Below are 23,044 nucleotides of genomic sequence, written 5' to 3' on the forward strand. Positions count from 1 at the left end.
TTTTAAAAATTAAATCCTTTGCCTTTGCAGAGGATTTTTTTATATCACACAAAATCACCAAGTCAGTTTATATCTTATGAAAAAAATTTTATCCTATCCACTTTCAATCATTTTTTACTTGGCTTTTGGTTTGGTTTTGGTTGTTTTTCATGGGCTTCAGTTTATTGCACATCGCGGTTTTGGCTATCAAGCTCATAAGATCTGTGTAGATTGGCTTAATTTTTTTATTATGCGATGTCTAAACTTGCTTGGAACTCGCATTAGCTTTGATAATACCTATAAGTTAGACAAAGATAAGCCACATATCATCGTGGCTAACCACCAAAGTATGTATGATATTCCGCCATTGATTTGGTATTTAAGAAAAATTCATCCAAAATTTATCAGCAAAAAAGAACTCGGCAAAGGCATTCCATCAGTTTCTTATAATTTACGGCACGGTGGATCGGTTTTAATTGATAGAAAAGATAGTGAAAAAGCCGTAAAAGCCATTAAAAACTTTGGTCAGTATCTCAGCAAAAACAAGCATTCAGGAGTTATTTTTCCTGAAGGCACACGAAGTCGTGATGGTCAGCTTAAGCGTTTTTCAGAAAATGGGTTAAAAACCTTAATCGAAAACTGTCCAGATGCTATTTTGATTCCAGTAAGTATTAAAAACTCATGGCAACTTCAGCAATATGGCATGTTTCCACTGCCTATTGGGGTAAAAATTTTATTTAAAGTTCACCAACCTATTGATGTTTCTCAAAATGATTTTAACACTTGTTACAACCATGCTTTAAAGGCTATACAATCAGAAATTGACAATTAAGCTATTGTTTTTCCACACGGGGTTTCAACATCTGGGTTTATAAATACTAATTCACCTTTTTTATTTTCGGTCATTAATATCATACCTTCGCTAAGTGTTCCTCTCAATTTAATGGGCTTAAGGTTGATGATAACACTTACTTGTTTGCCAATTATTTCTTCAGCTTTAAAGTATTCAGCTATACCTGAAACAATAGTTCTTTGTTCTAAACCGATATCAACTTTTAAAACCATGAGCTTTTTAGTTTTAGGCATTTTTTTGGCGTCGATAATTTTTCCAGTTCTAATGTCTAATTTGCTAAAATCGTCAAATGTGATTTGCTTTTTTTGTGGTGTCAATTCTACTTTAGCCGTATTGTTATCAATCTTACTTTGTTTTAATTTATCTAATTGAAATTGAACCTGTTGGTCTTCAATTTTAGAAAACAACAATTCAGCTTTTTCTATATAATGGTCAACAGGAAGTAAAACTTTGTGTTTGGCAATATTTGACCAATTGAGATCAATAGCTAATGAATTTAGTCTTAACATACGGCTTAATTTTTCAGAAGTATGTGGTAAAAAAGGTTCACTTAGCACAGCTAAAGCCGTTGAGATTTGCAAAGCAACAAACATGATGTTTTGAGTCCGTTTGGGGTTGGTTTTAAAATGCTTCCAAGGTTCTTCATCAGCTAAATATTTGTTGCCCAATCGAGCCAATTCCATCAATTTTTGCTGAGCTTCTCTAAAGCGGTATTTTTCAATAGACTCTCCAATTTTTTTAGGAAATTTTTTAATCTCTTCAAGTGTTTCTTGGTCTATGGGTTGTAAATCATTTGCAAGTGGCACTTTTCCGCCGTAATATTTGTGGGTTAAAACAGCTACACGGTTGATAAAATTTCCATAAATAGCCACGAGTTCGTTGTTGTTTCTGGCTTGAAAGTCCTTCCATGTAAAATCATTGTCTTTAGTTTCTGGAGCATTGGCAGTTAAAACATAACGCAACACATCTTGTTGGTTTGGAAAATCTTCTAAATATTTGTGCAACCAAACCGCCCAGTTTTTTGATGTGGATAGTTTTTGTCCTTCAAGATTGAGAAATTCGTTAGCAGGTACATTATCTGGCAACTTAAAACTGCCTTCAGCTTTAAGCATACACGGAAAGATAATGCAGTGAAATACAATATTGTCTTTTCCTATAAAATGGACCAACTTGGTGTCTTTATTTTTCCAATAATCTTCCCAGTTTTTACCAACTTGTTTGGCCCAGTCTTTTGTAAATGAAATATATCCTATTGGGGCGTCAAACCAAACATAAAGCACTTTGCCTTCAGCATCTTTTAATGGCACAGAAATACCCCAATCTAAATCGCGTGTTACAGCTCTTGGGCGTAATCCTTCATCAATCCACGATTTGCATTGACCGTAAACATTGGGTTTCCAGTCTTTTTTATGCTCTTTTATAATCCACTGTTTTAAGAAGTCACTGTATTGGTCAAGTGGTAGAAACCAATGCTTGGTTGTTTTAAGCGTGGGTTTGTTTTTTGTGATAGTAGATTTTGGGTTGATTAAATCTGTAGCATTAAGGGAAGTACCGCATTTTTCACATTGATCGCCGTAAGCTTCTTCGTGACCACATTTGGGACAAGTGCCGATTACAAATCTATCAGCTAAAAACTGTTGAGCTTCTTTGTCATAAAGTTGCTCGGTGGTTTGTTCTATAAATTTATCATTATCGTATAAAGTCATAAAAAAATCAGAAGCAGTTTTTTGATGCGTTTTGGATGTTGTTCTGCCATAATGGTCAAAGGCAATACCAAACTCTTTAAAAGAAGACTTGATCATATTGTGATATCGATCCACGATATCTTGTGGTGAAACGCCTTCTTTTTTGGCTTTAATAGTAATCGGTACGCCGTGTTCATCGCTACCGCAGACAAAAAGCACATCTTTATTTTGTAATCTTAAATAACGAGCGTAAATATCTGCTGGAACATAAACACCAGCCAAATGCCCAATGTGAATAGGACCGTTGGTATAAGGTAAAGCTGCTGTAATGGTATAGCGTTTAAAATCTTTCATATCGCATAGAAGTTATATTAAAACTGATTGAAAAAACGCAAAATTACACAATCTTAATCTGACTAAAGAAATATTATAACCTAACATCGATTTATGTTGATTATTTGTTGTAAAATTGAAATTAAATTATAATCGATCTAATCATGAAAAAAATCAATTTACTTTTAATGTGTCTCGTTTTAACTTTAGTAAATTTTTCTTGCTCTAGCGACGATGATGTCAATGTTGTAGAAAACAATAACTTTTTAAAAATTGGCAACACAGAGCTTGAACTTAAAGCTGGTGTTATTGAAAATTTTGGCACTTTTAACAATCTAACCAATTTTGGTATTACCTTAGTTGATACTAACATTGTTATAGTGAATGGTCAACCAGTACCAGAAAACAACATAGTCAATTTGATTAATTTTGATCTTTTTACCGACTCGAATCAAGATTTAGTAGAAGGCGAATATCCCTTAGTAGATTTTTCTGAAATCACAGGACAAACCTTTGAGTATGCTGCTATATTAGAAAACATTGACATCAGTTCAGAGACTGAAATCGATGAACCTCCTTTTTTGGTTGAAGGAAATCTTCAAGTCATCAGCAACGGTCCAGAATACGAAATAGAATTTTCTGGAGTTGACAATTTAGGTCGTGAGATCAGCGGTTATTATAAAGGCAGTTTAATCACTGCTAACTAATACCGAATGTTTATTTTGAATCTCATAAACATTCCTTATAAAACCTGCTTGCCACCTTTAGAATCACAAAAACTGACCTAAAAACAAGACCTATCTATCATTACAAGCAATGAAGAATAGAGGTTCATGTCTGCTTGAATTTTATAGCATATAAGGTGAACAAAGAGTTAGAAAGACAGCTGAAAGAAAAGAAATCAGACTTATCGCCTGAAAAAGTAATTGAAATCACACATAGCATCTTTGGAATTGAGATTACAACACCTAAGAAAAATTAAAAAAAATATTGATATTAACAGATGAGCATAGGCAAATCTCTACTCTTTTTAATTTTGGTTGTTAATTTGTGGAAGTCAGCAGATTTGATTAGCATGAATATAAAACATTTGATAGTTACGATAAAATCTCGATTTTTTTAAAGTTTCAATGGCTATTTTTACTTTGGATTCTGATGTGAATTTTCTTCTTGTTTCTAAAAAATAGTTTTAAAATTAATCAAATTTTTGGGAGTAGTTTCATAGAGTTAAACTACAAATTAACAATATATTATAAGATTAAGTCAGTTTTATATTTTTCATTATTTATTTTTGTAATAAAATTTTTAGAATATGAAAGGATTAGTTTTAAGTGTATTTTCAATACTTATGGTTGTTGCCTGTCAAAGTAAAAAAGCAGATTTTACAGCTCAGATAGATGGTGTTAAGGATAGCACAAAAGTATATTTTTCTAAATTAGGAGAAAACAATCAACCTGTGCCTGTGGATACTGTAGAAGTGATGAACGGTCAATTTTCTTTAGATTTAGAAGAAGGAGAGCCACAACAACTCAACATGTTTACGATAGAAGGCGTTAACAGCAATTTATTTTTTGTAAATGAAGACGAATCAATCGAGGCTGTTTTGTATAAAGATAGCCTAAGAAGCTCAAAAATCATGGGTGGAAAGCACAATGAACTTTTAATGACTTATATGGATACATTGAAAGCTTCAGCCAATGCTATGAATAAATTAGGTCAAGATATGCGTAAAGCCATGATGAATCAAGACCGTGAAACTTTAAATAGCTTAAGAAAAAAACAAAAGCTTCTTCAAGACCAAGACATTGCTTTTAGAAAAAAAATGGCAGAATCAAATCCAAATTCAATAGTGGCTGCTTTGGCTTTATCAGATTTAATGTCGAGTAAAAAATTACCAAATTCAGACATTAAATCTATTTACAATAGTTTTTCTAACGAGGTAAAAGATCATACATTAGGTAAACTTCTGGCGGAAAATATTGCTAAAATGTCTAAAACTGATATTGGTGCCAAAGTTGAAATGTTTGAAGCTCCAACACCAGGTGGCGATGTTTTATCTTTAAAAGACGCTATGGGCAAACTTACTTTAATTGATTTTTGGGCGTCTTGGTGTAAACCTTGTCGTATGGAAAACCCAAATGTTGTGAGTGTTTACAATGATTACAAGGACAAAGGTTTCTCTATTATAAGCGTGTCTTTAGATAAAAACAAAAGTAGTTGGGAAAAGGCAATTAAGGATGATAAAATGGATTGGTATCATATTTCAAACCTCAAATATTGGAATGAGCCTATCGCTAAAGAATGGGGCGTAAGGTCTATTCCTGCCACGTTTTTAATTGATGAAAATGGCGTGATTGTTGCCAAAAACTTAAGAGGAAATGCCCTTAGACAAAAAGTTGATGAAATTTTAGGTGAAGAATAATAATTTCAACTTTTAACTTAACTTTGGTTCGACTAATAACATATAATGACTTTTTTGATCTCAAAGATAAAGAATAACACTTGTATTTTCATCATATAGCCTAATTTCGATACTCTTGACAAATTTCAGGATTCTTCGTTTTACTCCGAAAAATTACTCAATTTGACGGTTTTATTTAATTAGTTACTTAAATCAAACTCATGTTATTTATGTCAGCAGTAGATAGACGATAGGTTATCGAAGTAGTTTTCAAAAAACTGTAATGGCTAAAGCAAGTAAAATTGTATTGCTTTCACTCCAAGTTGTGTTGGATTGTCTGACTGCATTTTTGTCAACTCAAAATACAGGCCATCATTATTATTCTGATAAGCTTATTTTCACTCTTAAAGCTAAGACGAATACATCCATGTTTAGACCTTTGAAAAAACAAAAAACCCCCACCAAAAGTTTGGCGAGGTTTTTACAATTAAGCTAAGAAATTGTTTATTGAAATTTAGATTCAGGAATGTCTTGATTAACCTTGATTTCAGTAAATTTGATATCAAAGTTTTGTGGCCCTACAGATTGTGTCATACTATGTGGAATTAGGACGCCTTCAACTGGCTTGTAGTCTTGGTATTTAACCGTTGACTCAAAAGTTTGCCCCATTTGCTCTTCAACTGAAACATCTTTTATTTTTAAACCTGTTTCTACACTATAATACGTTTTAGTTTTATCAGAAATTTTAACTACATAAGCATCACCGTTATCGGTAGATTCAATTCCTATAAGTTCTAAGTTGTTTGGAGCTTTGAGTTCTGGAAACAAACTTGAAGTCTTTAAATTTTCTTTGACTTCTTCAGGAGTCATATCTTTCTTTTGACCTTGACCTGCATTGTATCCTCTATCACCATTAATCACCATTTTGCTCATTACCATACCTGACATTCCAAGCTCAAAATAGACTTGATCTTTGGCAGTTGACACCATTTCTATGTTTAAGGTTTGTGGTCCAGCAGACATAGTTCCTTTCATTGTCAAATTATCAATCGCTTTAACTTTCTGTTTACCACCAATAGCTTTGATATAATCGTCAAATACAGTTTGAACAGTTACGCCTTTTGGCAACGGTTTATTAAATTCAGGCTTATCGATTTTGTTACCGTATTTGTCGTAATACAATACTGGAACAGTTTTACCTTCAAACTTAATTTTTTCAAGATTTTCAACAACTTCTGAGCCTTTACCTGCAACGACAATTTGCAAATGATCGATATCAAAATATTTTGCTGCCACACGTTTGATATCTTCTTTAGTAACTGCATTGATTTTTTGCAAATAGGTTTTATAAAAATCTTCAGGAAGTTTTTCTGTTCTTATGTTTAAAGCATAATTAGCTACCGTTGAAGGTTGCTCAAGTTTTAAAACAAAGTTACCAGCAAATTTTTTCTTAGTATCTTCAAGTTTTTGAGCATCAACAAGTTCTGTTCTGATGCGTTTAATTTCCTTGAGGATTTCAACCACAGCAGAATCTGTTACTTCGTTTCTTACACTAACTGAAGCCCTAAAACGAGAGGCATAACGGTCTGCACCAATACTTGATCTTGCACCATAAGTATAACCTTTATCTTCTCTTAAATTCATGTTTAGATAACTGCCAAAGCTGCCACCCAAAATTTGATTAGCCACCAAAACAGGAAAATAGTCCTTATCTGACATTTTTAAATCAACTGTGTTTTGAGCGATGATTTCACTTTGCACGGCATTAGGCATATTGACAAAATCAATTTGTCTGAATTGTGCTTTTCTTGGTTGTGGCAAAGAAAATTCTGGTGCTGTTTCTGCTTTCCAATTTTTAAAATATTTATTGACTAACTTTTTTGCTTCTTTTTTATTTATATCACCAACAAATGCCATGTATGCATTTCCTGGAACAAAATAGTTTTGATAGTAGTTCTGAACATCTTGTAATGTTATTTTTTCAACACTTTCTTCAGTTGTATATTGCCCGTATGGGTGATTTGTTGAGTAAGCTAAAACTGAGCTTACACGACTGGCAATTGCACCCACATTTTTGGCATTGGCTTTTAAACTTTCGATGAGTTTATTTTTTTCAGAGTCAAATTCTTCTTGTGTAAAAACAGGGTTTAAAGCTCCATCTGCCATCAATTCAAACACACGTGGGAAGTATTTTTTGAGCGAGCTAGCATAGGCATATTCTGCTCCCAAACTTACATTAGCCCCGAGAAATTCTATTTCTTCGTTGTATTCATCTTTGCTTAAGTTTTTGGTTCCTGTACCAAGCAAAGCAGAAGTTAAGTCTTCAACTCCAGGTTTTTCAACACGGTGTGGTTTGTTATCAATGACCAATCTTACAGAAACCCTTGGCAGTTTATGGTCTTCTACAACCAAAACTTCAAGACCGTTACTCATTTCAAATGTATCTGGTTCGCCAAGATTGATTTCAGGTGCTGGACCTGGTTTTGGCATTTGGGTTCTATCTATTTGTGCAACAAGACCTGTTGTTACAAAACATAATAGCAATAGGTAGCTAAATTTGAATTTCATAATTATATATTTTTAATTGTCGTTTTCTGGTAAATAGTCTATTTCTAAACGTTTGTCTTCTTGAAGATATTTGTTGGCTACTTCTTTGATTTCTTCTCTGGTTATACTTTTGTAGATATCAATTTCATTGTTAATCAAACTCGCATCGCCATAAAGGGTGTGATATGTGGCTAATGATGCTGCAATACCTTGAACCGAGCTGTTTGAGCTTACAAATCTGTTTTCAAAAGTGTTTTGTAATTTTTCGAGTTCTCTTTCTGAAATCAATTCGGTTTTTAGTTTTTCTATTTCTTCATCCATAACCGTGGCCAATTTATCTAAAGAATTGTCGCCCATTGGTAATGCTGCAATTAGATAGGTGCCGTAATCTTCCATAGATCGAGCAAAAGCTAAAACTTGAAGAGCAATTTTGTCATCATCGACCATTCTTTTATAGAGTCTTGAAGTTTTGCCTCCAGAAAGTAGTTGTGATATCATATCTAAAACATAAGCATCTCTATCTTTCATAGAAGGTGTTCTGTAAACAAATGCTTTTAAAGGGATTTGAATGTTACTATCATATTCAGTAACTTCAATTTTATGTTGAATAGGGTCTTCTTTAATATTGACACGTTCAATTTCTGGTTTTGAAGGGATGGTTCCAAAATAATTTTTGATCAATTTAATGGTTTCGCCAATTTTGATATCACCAGCAACAACAAGAGTTGCATTATTTGGGCCATAATATTTGTCAAAGAAAGCTTTAAATTCTTCAAGTTTGGCGGCATCCAAATCATCCATCGTTCCTATCACGGAATTTTTGTAAGGGTGTTTTTTGAATAAGTGTTTGTTAACACCAGTTGAGTAGGCAATTTTGCCGTAAGGTGCATTGTCAATACGGGTTCTTTTTTCTTCTTTGACCACTTCATTTTGAGTATCGACCCCAACTTGATTAATTACGGGATGAAGCATACGTTCAGATTCCATCCATAAGCCAAGTTCTAAGGCATTTGAAGGGAGAGTTTCGTAGTAGTAAGTTCTGTCTTGCGTGGTATTGGCGTTGTTTCTTCCGCCATTGGCAGAGACAATGTCAAACCATTTTCCTCTTTCAATGTTTTTGGTACCTTCAAATAGTAAATGCTCAAAAAAGTGAGCGAAACCAGTTCTGCCTGGTGATTCGTCTTTGGCACCAACGTGATACATCACACCAACGGTGACAACTGGGGCAGAATTATCTTGATGCAAAATAACATCAAGACCATTTGAGAGTTGATAAGTTTCGTAGTCTATTTTTTGTGCAAAACTAACGGCGACAAATAGACTCATCAACATACTAATGATTACTTGTTTTTTCATTTTTATTAATTTTAGATTCATTATTGTATAAGTGTTAAAAATACAAATTTGTTACAATTATAAATCATAATTTATCAAAAAGGTTTTGAAATGGCTTATACGAGCAAATTTTAAAGAAATTTTATCATTTGAAGTTTATTGTTTTTCTGCTTTAATCGTTAGGGTTTTGTAAATTTTTAAAATTTAAGTTTTGCCTTTTGTGTTGGGTTCAAGCAGGTGTTTCTGATGAAATTCAATAAATAAAATATTTATCAACACAAGAGTAGTGGCATCTCTCACATTGTGCGAGAATATAGCGGATAACCCAGCTACCAGCCCTAAAGACTTACAAGCTTGCCAAAGTATATTTTGGAATATCCTATAAATTTATGGGTCAAGGTTTTAAAATTATTATTTTAGCAACTTCAAATCAATCAGAGATAGATGAGTGGATTTAATTTTAGTAAATGGAATAAAATTGTAGCTTGGTTGGCTTTTGTCATAGCATTGGTGACTTATTCGATGACGCTTGAACCGACTTTGAGCTTTTGGGATGCGGGTGAATATATAGCAACCTCTTCAAAATTGCAGGTGGGTCATCCGCCAGGTGCACCGCTTTATCAAATGTTGGGTGCAGTGTTTTCTATCTTCGCACCTGAAGCATCTCAAATTGCATTGATGATTAACTTTATGTCTGGACTTTCGGCGGCTTTTGCGGTGTTGTTTATGTTTTGGAGTGTGGTTTTGTTGTTTAGAAAAATATATCCTGACTTAGAAAATGCTACTGTGAGCAGACAAATTATGGTTTTGAGTGCTGCGTTTATTGGGGCTTTGAGCTTAACTTTTTCTGATAGTTTTTGGTTTAATTCAGTTGAAGCCGAAGTGTATGCTATGGCGTCGTGCATTATGTCTATTCTGTTTTATGTGGGTTTGCTTTGGGAACGCGATATGCACAAACCGCGTGGCAACCGTTGGTTGATTTTGATCAGCTTTATTGTCGGTTTGTCTTTTGGGGTGCATTTTATGGGATTGCTGACTATTCCTGCGATTGGATATATGTATTATTTTAAAAACACAAAAACTATTACGATTAAAAACTTTGTGGTGTCAAGTCTGATTATCTTAGGGGCTTTGATGTTTATATTTAAGTTTCTACTGCCTTATAGTTTGACATTTTTTGCTAAATCTGAGTTGTTTTTTGTGAATACTGTTGGCTTGCCTTTTCACTCTGGGACTGTCATAGCTGGTTTGGTGGTCATTGCTTTTTTCATTTTTGCTTTAAAATTTACGCGACAAAAAGGTTATCCAGTGATTAATTCAGTGGTGTTGAGTATTCTGTTTATTTTCATAGGTTTCTCAAGTTGGATTATGTTGCCTATACGTGCCAATGCGGGTACGACCATCAACGAAAACAATCCGAGTAGTGCACAAGCACTTTTGGCTTACTATAATCGGGATCAATATCCTGAGGTGAAATTGTTTTACGGACCACAATTTACAGATATGTTTGCTGGACTTGACCCAGACAACCCTTATTCTGATGAAGAACCTAAGTATGAGCGAGATGAGGAACTTGGCAAATATGTGATTGTAAATGATTATAAAAACGCAAAACAAAACCCGAACAGCAAGCATAAAACTTTTTTGCCAAGAATGTGGAGTTTTGAACATGCTAAAAATTACTTAGCTTATACGGGTCCTATTGAGTTTACCATAAAACCCGATTATCAAGGCAGTGAAGAATTGACGCAAATTGTAAATCAATTCAGAAAGGATTATGATGATGGTAAAATTGGCGCTGAAGGTTATATTTCTTTTTTAAAAGATTTTGCTCCGTATCTCGATGTTGAAAAACCATCGGCGTTTGCTAACTTTTCATATATGATTGAGCACCAATTTATGTATATGTATTGGCGGTATTTTATGTGGAATTTTGCTGGCCGACAAAACGATATTCAAGGTCAAGGCACAGATTTGAATGGCAATTGGATCAGTGGTATCAATTTTATTGACGAATGGCGATTGGGCAATCAAGATGAATTGACCACTGATATGAAAACCAATAAAGCGAGAAATACGTATTTCTTTTTACCATTGATTTTAGGAATTATTGGTTTATTGTTCCATTATCAAAAAGATAAAAAGTCGTTTTGGATATTACTGGTTTTCTTTTTGTTTACAAGTATTGCTTTAAAAATTTATCTCAATGAACGTCCGTTTGAACCACGTGAGCGCGATTATGCTTTGGTGGGCTCGTTTTATGTGTATTGTATGTGGATTGGCTTTGGCGTATTTAGCATTTACGATAGTTTTAGGCAATATTTGTCATCTAAAATTCTTGTGCCTTTAGTCAGTGTGGTTTGTCTTTTGGCTGCACCTGTGCTGATGGCGAGTGAAAATTGGGATGACCACGACCGTTCTAACCGCTATTCAGCTTTGACGATGGCTAAAAAATATCTGGATTCGGTTGACGAAAACGCCATTTTATTTACCATTGGAGATAATGATACTTTTGCACTGTGGTTTGCTCAAGAGATTTTGGGTTACCGCACCGATGTTCGCGTGGTGAATACGCAACTTTTTGCCACCGATTGGTATATTGACCAAATGCGACGAAAAGCTTACAAAAGCGATCCACTAAAAACCTATTTGGAACACGAAGACTACAGCTATGGCACCAATGAAGCTGTTTGGTTTAATGAAAATAAAAATTATCCCGATACTTTAGATATTGATACTTGGATAAAATTTATAAAATTAGATGATAAACGCACCAAAGCTGAATTACAAAGCGGTCAATGGGTGAATACCTTTCCTACTAAACACATCAGAATTCCTGTCAACAAAAAAAATGCAATAAATTCTGGAATTGTCAAAGCTAAAGATCTTGATAAGATTGTCGATGAAATTGTGATAAAAATTCCAGGTTCGTTGGTTTATAAACATCGATTATTGATGCTTGATGTTTTGGCAAATACAGAATGGAAACGCCCTATTTATTTCACTGGTGGAAGTTATGACAGTGCGGATTTTCTTTGGATGAAAGATTACTTGCAACTCGATGGCGTTTGCTATAAACTTGTCCCGATAAAAACCGATTTCAACCCTAAAACCGATGTGGATATGGGTAGAATTGATACTGAAAAAATGTATGACATCGTAATGAATTGGGATTGGAAAAATAGTGGCAAAGACAATATTTATTACGATACCGAAACCCGAAGAAACTCGATTACTTACCGAAGTAATATGGCAAGATTGGCAGATTCATTAGCTAAAGAGAAGAAATATGAAAAAGCTGAAAATGTTCTGGATTTGGCTATGGAAAAAATGCCTGTAAAATACTTTGGATATTACACATTACTCAATCCGATTATTGAAGTTTATTACAAAATAGATAAGACTGAAAAAGCCAGAGCTATATGGCAAGATGTCGCCAAAAAATATCAAGAAAAACTCAGGTATTTTAGTAGCCTAAACTATGATAGACAAAGTCAATTAGCTGAAGAGATTTCAACCGAAATACAGCGTTACCGTTCGTTAGTGGATATGTTGATTTACGTTCAAGACGATGAAATGATGCAAAAAGAAGCTGAAACCTTTAATTCTTATTTAGAACTTTTTGATTATGGCAATCAACTTGAAGAAACGCCGTCTAAAGAAGATTTGATGAATAAACTTTTAAACTCGGGAGATTCTTCTCAAACAGATACAATACCTGAACAACCGGAATGATACCTGCTAAAACACCGGCTTTAGTAAGTCGCTATTTTAATAATTATATTTGGGAAAAACCCAATACTGAAAAACGTATTTATTTAACTTTTGATGATGGACCAATTCCCGAAGTTACACCTTGGGTTTTGGATGTTTTAAAACAATATCAAATTCCAGCCACGTTTTTTTGTGTAGGAGAAAATATTGATAAACACCCTGAGATTTTCAAAGAAATTTTAAAACAAAATCATAGTATTGGAAATCATACTTACAACCATCTAAAAGGTTGGAAAACCACGACAGAAAAATATCTTGATAACATCCAAAATACTCAAAAGATCATCAATGAATTTGGGGTCAACACGTCTTTATTTCGACCGCCTTATGGTAAAATGACATCGGCACAATCAAAAGCTGTTCTCAACTTGGACTATGATGTGATAATGTGGTCTGTTTTGAGTAAAGATTACAGTTCTAAATTGCCCCACCAAAAAGTATATGATAACATCATCAACAACACCACTTCTGGTAGTATTATAGTTTGCCACGACAACATCAAAGCTTTTGACACTTTGCAAAAGGTGTTGTCAAAAGCTATTGAAACCCTTTTAGAAAATGGGTTTGGGTTTGGGAAATTATAGAAAAGTTTGATTAAATTTAAATACTTAAAAATTTACTTATGGAAAACTATGTTGATTTTATTTCAGATGAACACTTGTTTTATTGTATCAAAGAGTTGCATCATTCATATTTAAAAGCAAAGAAAAAAGTTACAAAAAAGAAATTCTACAACAATAAAATTGATACCATCAAATTAACTTTTGATAGTAAGTTCAATAAACTTAATGAGAAAACCCTTATTGAAAATGAAATTTTAAGACAAATTGATAAATCTATTAATAATTCGATTGGTACTTTTCACGAAAATATTCTTAGTGGTATAAAGGGATATGAGCTTGGCAAACTAAGTGGATTTGATATAAAAGCAAAAGATAATACACTTTTTGCTGACATCAAAAATAAACACAACACAATGAATAGTAGTTCGTCTGAAGCTTTATTTCAAAAATTATCCAGATATGCAGATGACTATAAAAAGGCAAAATGTTATTGGGTTCAAATTTTAGCTAAAAGTAGTTTTAATGAGCATTGGAAAGGTGACATTAACGGAAAAGAATATAGCCATAGTAGAGTTTATAAAATTTCTGGAGATCAATTTTATGAATTATTAACTGGTAACAAAACGGCATTTTTTGACTTATATAAAATTTTACCTATAGCTATTGATGACTATTTAAATCATTTAAAATCAAAAGAAACGCAATCAGAAAACTCTGCATTAGAAGAAATTGAAAATGACATTAAAATATCTAAACGTTCAATATTAAACCAAATAACATCAGAAAATTATGGATACTATTCAGGTTTTAATGATTTATAGTATGTATTCAAAAACTTAATAATAGTATATCCTAATTCTTCCGCAAGATTGACTGGAACGGCATTTCCGATTTGTTTATATTGTTGAGCAGTAGAGCCTGCAAATTCCCATTGATCTGGAAAAGTTTGAATTCGAGCGTATTCTCTAACCGTAAAAGGTCTGGTTTCATCTGGATGACATCTTTCTGTTTGTTTCTGGGCAGGACAACAAGTCAAGGTTAATGACGGTTCATCCCAACCTATTCTCCTTGCCATTCCTGTTTTGCCACCACCAAGATAAAAACTTTTACCCATATACGACTTTTGCAAATCTAAGGGCAAATCTCTCCAGTAACCTTTTGGTGGAATTAAGTCTAATACTTTTTTCTTGTGCTCGGGATATTTTGCTCCGTCAGATTTTGGAACGTCACAGCTAAATAAGTCGCTTTTTTTTAAGGCATCTTTTAGTGTATACGTTTTATGATGTGGTTTAGGATATCTGTATTCAACATCAATATCTTTTCTTATACCAACCATAATTAACCTTTCTCGTTTTTGAGGCACTCGATATTGAACAGCTTTTAAAACTTGAACAGGAACAACATTATATCCGATTTCGTCTAAAATAGATATCATACCCTGAAGTGTATTGCCTTTGTCGTGACTTAAAAGTCCCCGAACATTTTCGCCTATACAAATGGCTGGTTTAAGATTATTGACAATTCTTGCAAATTCATAAAACAAAGTTCCTCTTGCATCTTTAAGTCCTAATTTTTTCCCTGCATAGCTAAAAGCTTGACAAGGAAAACCACCTGTAACCACGTCTATTTTGTTTTTTAAATCATCAAAACCGTAGTTTTTAATATCACCTTCATAGACTTCCCAACTTGGTCTGTTTTGCCTAAGGGTTTGACAAGCCCATTTGTCGATTTCATTTAAAGCTGCACACTTTAAACCCGCTCTTTCAAGTCCTAAAGCCAAACCACCAGCGCCAGCAAATAATTCTAAAACTTTGTATTGATTATCAGCTTCAGTGTAGTTTGAAACAGTTTCGTTTTCAATTTCATCAAACAGTTGTCCGAGAAGGTTTTGGACATCTGTTTTTTTATACATTCTATAATTGGAAACTGGCTCTCTAACTGCGTTAAGAATACCTTCTTTATCCCAACGTCTTAATGTGGTTTTACTTTTACCAACAATTTTAGCAGTTTCATTAAGTGAATAATAATCTTTTATAACCATCTTATTAAAGCTTATGCAATGGTTACAAATTTAATCTTTTAAATATATTTTTTGGGGTTTTTTAAAAATAAATTATCCCCCTATTTCGCTGCCTTAAAAATATAGTTTTTGTAATAACCTTTTTGGTCTAAAAAAGTTTTTATGGGTTTTAAGCCAGATTGTGCGGATAGCCATTCTACAACGGCATCGTCGTATTTTTGTGAAATTTCAACGTGAATACTTTCCCAAGCGTCAAACTTAATATTTAAGTCGAGATTGTTGATATTGACAAATTGTTCTTTTAAGCTGACCAAATAGCTTAAAGCCGTTCCTGTTTCTGGGTTATAAGTTTCCCAGTGCATAAATTGATCTAAATCAAAGTTGGCATCAAACTCACGATTGATACGTCTTAGAATGTTTTTATTGAATTGTTCGGTGATTTTTGTATCGTCATTATAGGCATTCAGAATAGTTTGCGGGTGTTTTTTTTGATCAAATCCCATAAATAAAACATCATCATCGTGCATATTCTCTTGTATTTTTTTTAAAAATTCAATAGCATCTTTATGCAACAAATTGCCAATATTAGAGCCGAGAAATAAAATCACTTTTTTACGGCTGCGGTATTGGTCTAATTCAGAAAGCACATCAAAATAAGTTCCTTGTTTGGCTTGAACCTTAGCTTCAGGTATTTCGTGTTTTAAGGCTTCGGTCAATTCGTCCAAAACATTTTGACTGATATCGATAGGGAGATAATCAAAATCATAATTTTTGGCTACCAATTCTTTTAAAAGAATTTTGGTTTTTTTGCCATCTCCAGCTCCGAGTTCGATGAGGTCGAAGCCTTTGTCGTGAGAAAAAGCTTCGCAAATTTCAGTTTTATGTAAACTCAGTATATCAAACTCGCAGTTGGTGAGATAATATTCTGGCATCGCCATGATCTCTTGAAATAGCTTATCGCCACGTTGGTCATAAATATATTTTGACGGTAAATGTTTCGGGTAATCTGTTAAACCTTTGATGACGTCTTTTTCAAATTGCGTTTGTATCTTTTTCATATAAATTTTTACCTTGTGTCGTTATGATTTTACTAACCTCACAGCATTAAACTGCCATCTGAGTTGCGGGTGAAAAAAATTGCGATAGCTTGACCTGCTATGTTGTGGTGGTGTTGCAATAGATTTTCCTCTCAGCACTTTTTGGTTGACCATAAATTTGCCATTATATTCGCCCAAAGCACCTTCTGCTTTTTGGTATTTAGGATAAGGCAGATAAGCACTTTCTGTCCATTCCCAAGCTTGTCCCCAATCAAAGTGAGCTTGGGCAACTTCCCATTCAAACTCAGTTGGTAAACGCATAGCTTTCCATTGTGCAAAGGCGAATGCTTCGTAGTAAGAAATATGGCTTAATGGTTCTTTCAAATTAAGTTTTTGTAATCCAGATAAACTGTATCTCATCCATTGTCCATCGATGAAATGCCAATATTTTGGAGATGCAATATCGTTTTGTTGAAGCCAGTCCCAAGCTTCGGCATGCCAAAGCAAAACTTGATCGTAGCCACCATCTTCAATAAATTCTAAATATTCTGCATTGGTCACCAAACGATTACTGATTTTAAAATTTTCGAGATAAACTTGGTGTCGCCCCAACTCATTATCATAACAAAAACTGTCGCTATTATGACCAATTTCATACAAACCTTCTTTGATGTCAATCCAGTTTTGGTTTTGTGTTTCAATTTTTAATTCTTTAAATGTTTCGTCATAAATAGGAAACAACGGGTTATGACCAAGGATATATTTAATATCGGTCAGTAAGAGTTCTTGATGTTGTTTTTCGTGATGAATGCCAATTTCTATAACTTTCCACAACTCATCATCAATAGGTGAATCGAGCAATTGCTGCATATGTTTGTTGACATATTTACGGTAGTCATAGATTTTATCAACACTTGGTCTGGAAAGATTACCACGGTTGGTTCTCATCACTTTATCGCCTACACTTTCGTAGTAAGAATTAAAAACAAAGGCAAAACTTTGGTGAAATATTTGATAATTATTAAGATGAGTTTTTAAAACAAACTCTTCAAAAAACCAAGTGGTATGGCCGAGATGCCATTTTGGTGGCGAGACATCAACGACGGGTTGCACAACGTAATCTTCTGTTTTTAAAGGTTTACAGATTTTTTCGGTGTGTTGTCGGGTTTTTATGAAAAAATTTAGGCGTTGATGAATTGTCATAAAAAAAACTATTAACTACAAATAAATTTTAAAAGTTTGATAAGGTTTTAAATTAAAACTAAAATAACAAAAATACTACAACTAATACGAAAGTATCTACCATAAACTGATAGAAACAATAGATTAAGTTACTTTTATCTAAATTTGCTTTTATAAAGAATCTGTTTCTATATGAATTCTGTCTTCTACTTCTTGCTCTATTATTGAAACTTGCTTTGGGACGATGCCTCTTAAAACAAGAATAACCCCAAAAGTAATAATAAGGATACTTATAATTTTTTTAGAAACTGCAATTCGAGTTGGTGTGAGTTTGTGTTTTAAAGTTTTGGCCAGTAAAATTTTAAAAATATCAACGACTAAGTAAGTTATCAAAATTGTAGAAAAAAACGTGATCAATCTAAAGGGCTGCATATCAAGACTTGGTCCAAAAATAATGATTAAGCCAAGCCAAAACCCTAAAACCCCAATATTGATAAAATTGAGCAAAAATCCTTTGACTGCAATGTGAATATAGTCGCTGTTTTTGAGCTTTTGGAATTCAAAAGTTGCAGGTGTTATTGTTGTGCGTCTAATTTTTATAAATGTGATGATGCCATAGGTCAGCAAAACCGTTCCGCCAAAAATGTAAAGTGCTGGGTCGTCTTTTAGTCTGTTTAGTAAAGGATTGGTGCCAAAATAAGCTATGATTAGAAAGAAAGCATCGGCTATCAATACGCCAATATCAAAAGATAAAGCTGCCCTAAAACCTTTTATTGCAGCGGTTTCTAATAACACAAAAAAAACAGGACCAAGCATAAATGCTAAAAATAATCCTAAGGGAATGGCTGAAAAAATATCTTCAAGCATAAATCAAACTTTTTCTAAAACGAAATTACTGATTTTTGATTAAGCATTTTGGGTATGTGGTTTTAAATCTTTGATTTTGAGCTGTAAACTTATTTGATTATTCCACTCATTTTCATCTATTGTTGCGAGTACATCAACTTTTGATTTTTGATTTAAATATTTTAATTTTTGTCCTAAATTAAAACCTATACCATCAATTTTAAAAGGGTTTTTGTTTTTAAACAATTTACATTTTAGATGTTCCTTTTCTTTTCCAACAGCTTTTGCAAAACCAGTATCTTGTAAACCATTAAATCTAAAAACAGGTTTCATATTTCCTGGACCAAATGGTGCAAATTGTTTGATAATTCTAAAAAATTTTGGGGTAATATCTTTTAAATCAAGTTCAATATCATAGACCAGCTGCTTGATAAGTTGATGATCTTCAATTTGCTCTGAAACCACGTCGTTAAATTTTTGCTTAAAGATTTTGTAGTTTTCTTCTTTTATGGTTAGACCTGCGGCGTATTTATGTCCTCCAAATTGTTCTATAAATTCTGAGCTGGCTTCGAGTGCGTTGTAAATATCAAAACCATAAACAGATCTTGCAGAAGCTGATAAATAGTCGCCACTTTTTGTAAAGACTAAAGTTGGTCTGTAATAGGTTTCGGTAAGTCGAGAGGCTACAATGCCTATCACACCTTTATGCCAAGACTCGTGATAAACCACTGTAGTTTTTCGGTCTTCTTCTTTTAAGTATTTAATTTGTTCTAAGGCTTCTTCAGTGATAGTTTTGTCAGTATAGCGTCGTTCTAAGTTATAATCATTAATGGTTTTCGCCTTTTCTTGAGCTTCTACCAAATCGGTTTCTGTCAACAAATTTACAGCGTGTAAACCGTGTTCCATTCTGCCTGCAGCATTGATACGCGGACCTATGATAAAAACGACATCTGTAATAGTCAACTCATCTTTTTTGGCAATGTTCATAATTGCTTTAAAGCCAGGTCTTGGGTTTTTATTTAAAACTTGAAGACCGTGATAAGCCAAGATTCTGTTTTCGCCAGTGATAGGAACAATATCTGACCCAATAGCTGTTGCTACTAAATCCAAATATGGTATTAAATCTTTAAAATTTTTGTTTGCGTTTTGATGTAAAGCTTGAATTAATTTGAATCCAATGCCACAGCCACAAAGTTCATCAAATGGATAATGGCAATCGTTTTGTTTGGGGTCTAAAACAGCTATAGCTTTAGGAATGTTTTGACCTGGTCTATGGTGATCACAAATAATGATATCAATACCGAGAGAATTGGCATAATCCACTTTTTCTATGGCTTTTATGCCACAATCTAAGCAAATGATCAAGCTAATGTTTTTTGATTTTGCATAATCAATACCAGCTATAGAAAGACCGTAGCCTTCTTTGTAGCGATCTGGAATGTAAGCATTAGTTTGGTTATGAATAGGTTTTAAATAACTATAAACCAAAGCTACACTAGTGGTGCCATCAACGTCATAATCGCCATAAACAAGGATGTTTTCTTTGTTTTGAAAAGCTTGATTTATTCTATTAACGGCATTTTCCATGCCTTTCATTAAAAAAGGATTGTGCAATTGAGATAAATCTGGTCTAAAAAAAGCTTTAGCTTCCTCAAAATTTGTGATACCTCTTTGGGCTAATAAAGTTGCAATAGACCTTGAAACCTTTAAGCCTTCAACAAGGGCATTAACTTCTGTAGTATTAGGTGTTGTTTTGGGTGTCCAAATCATGACTCAAAATTAACATCTTTTTCTTTAAAAGGAATATTAGGATTTAATATTTCATCGATAAGTTGAGCTAAATAGTTTTCAAATTCATCTAATATTGTTTGGTCAATTGAATTTTTGCCATCATAGGTTAGAGGCATAAACCATTGGTTTAAATTTTTAAAACTGATTATTCCAGCTTTCATAATTTCAACATCAAAGTTTTTAGAATAAACTAAAGTATAAAACAAAATTTGAAATGCTTTAGCATAATCATAGTCTGAAATGAGTTGGTTAAAATCATTAAATTTTAAATCGCTAGGTTTTACATTACCAGTTTTTAAATCTATAATACGCAAGGTGTCATCACATATATCAATACGATCTATTTGTCCTTTGAGCTTAACACGGTGATGATCAGTATAAAATAGTGTTTCAATAGATTTTTCAATTTCTATGATTTTAATTGTATTTTTTTTTATGTCTTGTTTTTCTTTGCTGATAAATCTATTTAAATAAGCTTTAGCAGTTTCAAATTGTATAAGATTTTGTCCAGAATGATGGGCATTTTTAGCATAGATTTTTGTGAAGTTTAAAGTTAATATTTCAGGAATTTTTTTTGATATCTCATTCAAAAGATCTTCAGAAAGTGTTGAGTTTGGTGTTTTATAAAATGTTTCTATGCATCGATGTATAACAGTTCCGAAATCTTTAGGATTTATCACTTCATCGATTTGGTCAATTTCCTTAACGCATAGAACGTATTGTTTGTAAAACAATATCGGATTTAAAACGTAAGTCGTCAAAGCTGTTGGAGAAAGACCATTTTCACAGATTTCATTGAGTTTCAATATTATTTCTGGTGTTTTATAAATTTCAAGGGGTTCTTTTTGTTGTAGTTTTGTAGAAAGTGAATACTGATTTTCAGTAAATCTATGATTTGGTGATTTAAAAATCTGTAAATAGTTTATAAATCGGCTTTTTTCGCCTTTATTAAAACCCGATTGGTCATTGTCGTATATCAAATAACATTTTTTTGATCGTTGCATTAATCGAAAAAAATGATAAGCATAAATAGCGTCTTTTTCAGTATGAGTTGGTAAGTTGTATTGTTTTTTTAGATTGTATGTAATATAGCTGTTGTCGGTTTTACCAGCTGGTAAAATACCTTCATTCACAGAAGTTAGGATGACGTTATCAAAGTCTAACAATCTTGATTCTAACATTCCCATAATTTGCAAGCCTTTAGATTTTGAGCCTTTAAAGTTTAGTTTTTCAGATTGTTCTAAATTTTGAAAAAGCAGAGTAAAGGATGCAAAATTTAAGTCAGTAAAGCTTTCAAGTATAGATTGTAATTTCAAAAACAAATTTTGATAGGCCACAAACTCTGTTTTTGCTGCATGTTCTTGACGAGAAAATATTTCATCTATAAATTTTAGTATGTTTTTTGTAAAAAGTTGAGGGTTGTTGTATTTTTTTAAATTTTTTAAAAGAAGTTTTATTTCGTTGTTTTGAATATTCAAACTTAATAGCTCATCAACATCGATGTTGATTAGATTTTGTTTTTCAAATTGACTTAATATCTTAAACCTATCATCATAAGGGGTTTGATTAAAAATAGGATGGTTGAGTATGTTTTTTAAATGCTGATAGTTAATATTTTTTGCAGAATGATTTTGATGACTCACCATGGTGTTAAAAAAACTTGATAAGGCAGATTTAGACAAAGGAAATCCCATTGTGATATTCACATTTTTAATTGATTTTGGGATGCTGTTCAAAATGGGATTTAACAAATCTTCATCATTCAAAACTATGGCGGTGTTTTCTATTTCATTTTCATCTAAGTTGTTGAGAATAGCAGAAACAATTTTAGCTTGACCGATATGTTTGGGTGAAGACAGCACATTAATGTCTTTTGGTTGTGAGAAGTGATTTGATTTAAAAACTATAAGTTTATTTTTATACTTCACCCATTTTTTTTGATAATTACTAATAAATGTATTAGACGGATGTTGTTTTTCATCAAGAAAAGATTGATCAATATCCCAAATTATTTTGGTGGGCGTGTTTTTAAGACAATATTCAAAAATTTGCTCTTCGGCTTTATTTAAAGCATTGAATCCTAAAAATGTGATGGGTTGATTATTTTTGGATATAAATGCTGAAATATTTTCAAAACATTTGCGATAAGCTAGACCTTGATATGCTTGGTTAGATTTAAGGAGATGAGATTTAAATGAATTATAATAATGTGGCAAACTTTCCCAAAAAGCAATATAAGATTGTATTAATTTAGTTTTTTCAACTCCAAAATAGTTTAAGGTTTTTAAGGCTTTATGGTGTTCAAAAAATTTGGTGGTATCGACTAAATTTCGGTCTAATTCATTAAAATCGCTTATTATCACAGAAGCCCAAGCATAAAAATTTTCAAAAGTATCAGTTTTTAAGGATTTGTTTTTAAGATTGGCATAGATGTCATAAAACTCTAAAATGGATTCTTGATGATTTAAAATTTTTAGATCTGAAGTTTGTTCGATAAAGCTTACAATATCAATAATTTTTGGAATACTAACAGCCTTTTTATTACTGATAAATGCCTGTTTAAGAGCAACGACTGATCGTTTACTAGGCATAATGATGAGTTCATCATTAAGGCGTTCTTTGGTGTTTTTAAAATAGAATTTTACAAAATCGTTTAGGAAAGTATTTTTCATTTTTAAAAATAAAAAAACCGTCTCGT

At 32.9% G+C, this 23,044-nt stretch carries 15 protein-coding genes and 1 pseudogene; 7 read left to right on the plus strand and 9 right to left on the minus strand.

Features of this window, described 5'->3' with window-relative positions; all coding sequences use genetic code 11:
* Positions 1 to 76: 76 nt before the first annotated feature.
* A complete protein-coding gene (locus tag ACSSV5_RS02330; protein ID WP_454244603.1) occupies positions 77 to 811 on the plus strand; it encodes a lysophospholipid acyltransferase family protein in 735 nt (244 codons plus the stop codon).
* On the opposite strand, the gene metG is transcribed toward ACSSV5_RS02330, so the two are convergent.
* Positions 808 to 2,871: a methionine--tRNA ligase gene (gene metG, locus ACSSV5_RS02335; protein ID WP_454244604.1), complete on the minus strand. Its 2,064-nt coding sequence runs from the start codon at positions 2,869 to 2,871 to the stop codon at positions 808 to 810. The two genes, ACSSV5_RS02330 and metG, sit on opposite strands and share 4 nt — an antisense overlap.
* A 143-nt stretch (positions 2,872 to 3,014) precedes the next feature.
* On the opposite strand from metG, the gene ACSSV5_RS02340 reads away from it, so the two are divergent.
* From ACSSV5_RS02340 to ACSSV5_RS02350, 3 genes and pseudogenes are all read left to right on the plus strand, one after another.
* Positions 3,015 to 3,557, plus strand: a complete 543-nt coding sequence (locus ACSSV5_RS02340; RefSeq protein ID WP_454244605.1) for a hypothetical protein — start codon at positions 3,015 to 3,017, stop codon at positions 3,555 to 3,557.
* Between the two features lie 56 nt (positions 3,558 to 3,613).
* Positions 3,614 to 3,820: pseudogene (locus ACSSV5_RS02345) on the plus strand (IS1634 family transposase); the annotation flags it as partial.
* Between the two features lie 342 nt (positions 3,821 to 4,162).
* Positions 4,163 to 5,272 (plus strand): thioredoxin-like domain-containing protein, encoded by a 1,110-nt coding sequence (locus tag ACSSV5_RS02350; RefSeq protein ID WP_454244606.1) that lies wholly within the window; start codon positions 4,163 to 4,165, stop codon positions 5,270 to 5,272.
* Between the two features lie 483 nt (positions 5,273 to 5,755).
* Here the strand turns inward: ACSSV5_RS02350 and ACSSV5_RS02355 are convergent, their stop codons facing one another.
* A complete protein-coding gene (locus ACSSV5_RS02355) occupies positions 5,756 to 7,819 on the minus strand; it encodes a M16 family metallopeptidase (RefSeq protein WP_454244607.1) in 2,064 nt (687 codons plus the stop codon).
* 12 nt (positions 7,820 to 7,831) lie between these two features.
* The gene (locus ACSSV5_RS02360; protein ID WP_454244754.1) at positions 7,832 to 9,124 is read right to left on the minus strand and encodes a M16 family metallopeptidase; all 1,293 of its coding nucleotides are present in this window, start codon (positions 9,122 to 9,124) and stop codon (positions 7,832 to 7,834) included.
* A 453-nt stretch (positions 9,125 to 9,577) separates the two neighbouring features.
* Between ACSSV5_RS02360 and ACSSV5_RS02365 the strand changes: the two genes are divergently transcribed.
* The 3 genes from ACSSV5_RS02365 to ACSSV5_RS02375 are packed head-to-tail and all read left to right on the plus strand — an operon-like array spanning position 9,578 to position 14,291.
* The gene (locus ACSSV5_RS02365) at positions 9,578 to 12,868 is read left to right on the plus strand and encodes a protein O-mannosyl-transferase family (protein WP_454244608.1); all 3,291 of its coding nucleotides are present in this window, start codon (positions 9,578 to 9,580) and stop codon (positions 12,866 to 12,868) included.
* Complete coding sequence (locus ACSSV5_RS02370) at positions 12,865 to 13,491, plus strand: polysaccharide deacetylase family protein (RefSeq protein WP_211064712.1); 627 nt, start codon at positions 12,865 to 12,867, stop codon at positions 13,489 to 13,491. The genes ACSSV5_RS02365 and ACSSV5_RS02370 overlap by 4 nt, the downstream gene beginning before the upstream one ends.
* A gap of 38 nt (positions 13,492 to 13,529) precedes the next feature.
* Positions 13,530 to 14,291 carry an Eco47II family restriction endonuclease gene (locus tag ACSSV5_RS02375; RefSeq protein ID WP_454244609.1) on the plus strand — a complete coding sequence of 254 codons (762 nt, stop codon included), beginning with the start codon at positions 13,530 to 13,532 and terminating at the stop codon, positions 14,289 to 14,291.
* Here the strand turns inward: ACSSV5_RS02375 and dcm are convergent.
* The 6 genes from dcm to ACSSV5_RS02405 all read right to left on the minus strand — a co-directional run bounded on the left by dcm (position 14,267) and on the right by ACSSV5_RS02405 (position 23,018).
* Entirely contained in the window at positions 14,267 to 15,511 is a 1,245-nt protein-coding gene (gene dcm, locus ACSSV5_RS02380; RefSeq protein ID WP_454244610.1) for a DNA (cytosine-5-)-methyltransferase, read from the minus strand. The two genes, ACSSV5_RS02375 and dcm, sit on opposite strands and share 25 nt — an antisense overlap.
* An 80-nt stretch (positions 15,512 to 15,591) precedes the next feature.
* The gene (locus ACSSV5_RS02385) at positions 15,592 to 16,548 is read right to left on the minus strand and encodes an L-histidine N(alpha)-methyltransferase (protein WP_454244611.1); all 957 of its coding nucleotides are present in this window, start codon (positions 16,546 to 16,548) and stop codon (positions 15,592 to 15,594) included.
* Between the two features lie 21 nt (positions 16,549 to 16,569).
* Positions 16,570 to 17,730: an ergothioneine biosynthesis protein EgtB gene (gene egtB, locus ACSSV5_RS02390; protein WP_454244612.1), complete on the minus strand. Its 1,161-nt coding sequence runs from the start codon at positions 17,728 to 17,730 to the stop codon at positions 16,570 to 16,572.
* Positions 17,731 to 17,880: 150 nt separating this feature from the next.
* Positions 17,881 to 18,576 carry a LysE family translocator gene (locus ACSSV5_RS02395; RefSeq protein WP_454244613.1) on the minus strand — a complete coding sequence of 232 codons (696 nt, stop codon included), beginning with the start codon at positions 18,574 to 18,576 and terminating at the stop codon, positions 17,881 to 17,883.
* 39 nt (positions 18,577 to 18,615) lie between these two features.
* Positions 18,616 to 20,325: a single-stranded-DNA-specific exonuclease RecJ gene (gene recJ, locus ACSSV5_RS02400; protein WP_454244614.1), complete on the minus strand. Its 1,710-nt coding sequence runs from the start codon at positions 20,323 to 20,325 to the stop codon at positions 18,616 to 18,618.
* A complete protein-coding gene (locus tag ACSSV5_RS02405; RefSeq protein WP_454244615.1) occupies positions 20,322 to 23,018 on the minus strand; it encodes a PD-(D/E)XK nuclease family protein in 2,697 nt (898 codons plus the stop codon). The genes recJ and ACSSV5_RS02405 overlap by 4 nt, the downstream gene beginning before the upstream one ends.
* Positions 23,019 to 23,044 lie beyond the last annotated feature (26 nt).

This window comes from Psychroflexus sp. MBR-150 (assembly GCF_053628795.1).